Origin of the sequence: Gabonibacter chumensis, from assembly GCF_024741215.1 — a bacterium.
Classification (GTDB): domain Bacteria; phylum Bacteroidota; class Bacteroidia; order Bacteroidales; family Marinifilaceae; genus Gabonibacter; species Gabonibacter massiliensis.
In genome coordinates, this window is record NZ_JANSKB010000012.1 from 1 (window position 1) to 230 (window position 230).

Annotated in this window: 1 protein-coding gene; it reads right to left on the reverse strand. The window is 51.7% G+C overall.

The annotated features are described in order from the left end of the window. On the reverse strand, positions 1 to 230 hold a 230-nt coding region (locus tag NVS78_RS14125; protein WP_286359732.1), incomplete at both ends, for a hypothetical protein.

Consider the following 230-nt stretch of genomic DNA (forward strand, 5'->3'; position numbering starts at 1 on the left):
GAACAAGCCGATCACGATCAGGAAATAGATCACGTCCTCGGAGCAGATCAAACCGTTAACGAACTCCCCGGCTCGACCGGAAATCGCCAGCCAAAACGTGATATCGCGAACGAAGTCAAGATCTTGCCATAAGTCTTTCACGTAAGATAAACCGGCTAAAATCGCCAACGTGCCGACAGCGGCAACGATCTGGTAAGAGGTCAGGCTCGACATGAACAAACCGATCGCCG